The 3036-nt window shown below is 71.2% G+C and carries 2 protein-coding genes and 1 pseudogene; 2 read left to right on the top strand and 1 reads right to left on the bottom strand.

From position 1 onward, the window contains the following. Nucleotides 1-212: pseudogene (locus D180_RS17550) on the top strand (hypothetical protein); the annotation flags it as partial. 124 nt (nt 213-336) lie between these two features. Beyond that, a complete protein-coding gene (upp, locus tag D180_RS17545; RefSeq protein WP_017910423.1) occupies nt 337-969 on the top strand; it encodes a uracil phosphoribosyltransferase in 633 nt (210 codons plus the stop codon). A 25-nt stretch (nt 970-994) separates the two neighbouring features. Here the strand turns inward: upp and D180_RS17540 are convergent, their stop codons facing one another. Beyond that, complete coding sequence (locus D180_RS17540; RefSeq protein WP_232760560.1) at nt 995-2725, bottom strand: glycoside hydrolase family 9 protein; 1731 nt, start codon at nt 2723-2725, stop codon at nt 995-997. Nucleotides 2726-3036: the final 311 nt, after the last annotated feature.

Genomic DNA, 3036 nt, shown 5'->3' with positions numbered 1-3036 from the left:
TCAACCAGACCGTCACCCAGATGGACGAGGCCACCCAGCAGAATGCGGCACTGGTGGAGGAAGCCACGGCGGCGGCGCGCTCGATGGAAGACCAGGCCGGCCAACTCACCCAGGCGGTGGCGCTGTTCAAGATCGACACCCGCAGTACCGCGACGCGCAGCGCAGCAGCGCCACGCACGCGCGCGGCCGACGTGCTCGACCCCGCGGCCTGAGTCGCCTCGGCACGGCGGGCGATGCGCCTTCCCGGCGCGTCACCCGCCGCGCGCTGGCGCCCACACCTGGCGGCGCCGGAGCCGGCTGCGGCACACTGTGCGCCTCCCCCTTGCGAGCGCGCCCATGAAGATCGTCGAAGTCCGCCACCCGCTGGTACAGCACAAGATCGGCCTGTTGCGCGACGCGGCGCTGAGCACCAAGGGCTTCCGCGAACTGGTCACCGAGCTGGGCACCCTGCTCGGCTACGAGGCCACCGCCGACCTGGAGACCGAGACCCACACCATGGAGGGTTGGGCCGGCCCGACCCAGGTGCAGCGCATCGCCGGCGCCAAGATCACCCTGGTGCCGATCCTGCGTGCCGGGCTGGGCATGCTGCCCGGCGTGCTGGCGCTGATTCCCGCGGCGCGGGTCAGCGTGGTCGGCCTGCAGCGCGACGAGGAGACGCTGCAGCCGGTGCCCTATTTCGAACGTCTCACCGGACGACTGGAGGAGCGCGACGCGCTGATCCTGGATCCGATGCTGGCCACCGGCGGCACCCTCATCGCCACCGTGGACATGCTCAAGCGCGCCGGTGCGCGGCGGATCAAGGGCATCTTCCTGGTCGCCGCGCCGGAAGGCCTGCAGGCCCTGGAAGCGGCGCACCCGGACGTGGAGGTGTACACCGCCGCCATCGACGACCATCTCAACGAGAAGGGCTACATCCTGCCAGGTCTGGGCGACGCCGGCGACCGCATCTTCGGCACCCGTCTGGGCTGAGCGGCGCCACGGCGCCGGTGGTGGATCAGCGCTGCAGCACCTGCAGCGCGGCGCTCACATACACCAGCGGCGCATTCCAGTTGATCGCCACTTCGTTGGTGGCGTAGCTGCATTCCTTGTCCAGGTACGACAGCGCCGGCAGCGACGACGTGTAGGCGTGCTTGCACGCGTCGGCGTCCTGCTGCCCCGGCTGCGGACCGCCCACCAGCCATCCCGGCACCGGCGTGGCGACGCCGTCGGCGATGGAGATGCGATGGTGGATGTGCATCGGCGAGCGCGCGCCGATGCCGGTGACGAAGGACATGCCCAGCGGGTTGCGGCCGAGCACGTAGTCCAGCTGCGACTGCGCGGCCTGCAGGTATTCGGGCTTGTGCTGCAACTGGTAGGCCTGCAGCAGCATCATCGCCTGGTTCATCGCGGTGGCGTTGCTGCCCCAGTGGAAATCGGCGTCGCGCATGGTCACCCGCCAGGCCGAGCCCTGCCACACCTGCACCAGGTGATCGGCCAGGCCCTCGATCTCGTCGGCGATCCGCGCCTGGTCGGCACGCGGGGTCAGCCGCGCACGGTGCTGCGCCAGCGACATCCACGCCAGCCCGCCGACCTGGCGCCAGTCGGGCACGCTGGCCGGCACCTTGCGTGCCATCGCCGCATCGTAGAAGGCGTCGTCGGCGGTAGCCAGATACAACTCGGTCGCGGCCCAGGCGAACTCGTCGTCGAACCGGGTGTCCTCGTAGGCGCCGGTATGCACGTCGGCCGGTTGCGTGTAGGCCACGTCCGGATGCGCCTGCGCCCAGGCCCACGCGCGCCGCGACGCCTCCAGCATGCGCGTGGAGATGCCGCCGAACTGCGCATCGTACGGCGCGTAAATGCGGCTGGCCTGGGCCATCACCGCGGCGAAGTCGAGCGTGGCCGCGGTGCTCTTCTGCACCACGTAGCGCGGCGCGCGCGCCTGGTCCGGCATCTGCATGCCGGCGAAGTCCAGGTTGGTCAGCTTGTGGTACACGCCGCCGTCGTGCGGGTCCTGCATCGCCAGCAGCCACTGCAGGTTCCAGTCGACCTCGCGCAGGATGTCCGGCACGTCGCCGCCGCTGTCGGGAATGCCTTCCGGGTGCGTGCTGAAGTAGGTGGGGAACTGCTCGTAGGCGGCCAGCAGGGTATAGACGGTGATGCCGGAGCTGACCACGTACTTGTTGTAGTCGCCGGCGTCGTACCAGCCCTTGGGCGCGGCGATCACGGTGCCGGCCGGGCGCTCGGGCGAGGCCGCCGAGGCATGCACCAGCACGTGGTCGTCGGGATGGCCGGCAGCGCGCGCGTGGCGGCCGGCGTAAGTGCCGTCCAGCGCGGTGCTGGCGCGGTTGTAGTAGTAGGCCTTGAGCGCGGCGCGCGACAGCGCGTTGTAGGCGTCTTCGCCGATGGCGAAGCTGTCCGAGGGCGGCAGGCCGTTGACCTGCAGGCGGTAGCGGCCCGGCGTGCGCAACGCGGAGAAATCGGCGATGCGCACGGTCTGCTGCGCCGGCGGCCACGCCGCGGCGGCGCCGAGAGTGCCGCGCAGCACCACCTCGTCGCTGTCCGCGCGCACAATTGAGAACGCGTCGCCATGCCCATCCGGCACCACCGCCAGCTTGCTCGCGGCAGGCAGGAAACCGACCTGGTTCAGGCGGATCGGCGACGGCACGGTGGTGTCGGCATGCGAGGTGCAGCCGCCCAGCAACAGGCAGGCGAGGAACAGGCAGGACAGGGCATGGGGCAGCTTCATGCGCCGATACTGGCCGGCCATGATGACGGCTGCAAGCGCCACGTTGCGGACGCGCTGGCAGCGGTTCAAGACGCGGCGTTGGACGGCCGCATGCTGCGTTTCTGACAGCGCCGTCAGTGAGGCGTCAGCGTGGGGTCGCCATGCGGCGCCTACGGTGACGGCCTGTCCCCGCTGCCGGCGCCGCCCCGTGACCGCCCTGCCCCCACCGCCCGTTTCCCGCCGCCTGGCGCCGCTCGCGCCGCTGCTGAGTGCGTTGCTGCTCGGCGGCTGCATGGCCGGCCCGGACTACGTGCGCCCGGCGCCGCCGGCCG

Origin of the sequence: Xanthomonas sp. SHU 166 (assembly GCF_000364685.1) — a bacterium.
GTDB classification, from domain to species: Bacteria; Pseudomonadota; Gammaproteobacteria; order Xanthomonadales; family Xanthomonadaceae; genus Xanthomonas_A; species Xanthomonas_A sontii.
The sequence above is the reverse complement of the archived record's forward strand: the minus strand, read 5'-3'. Positions and strand labels throughout refer to the sequence as shown.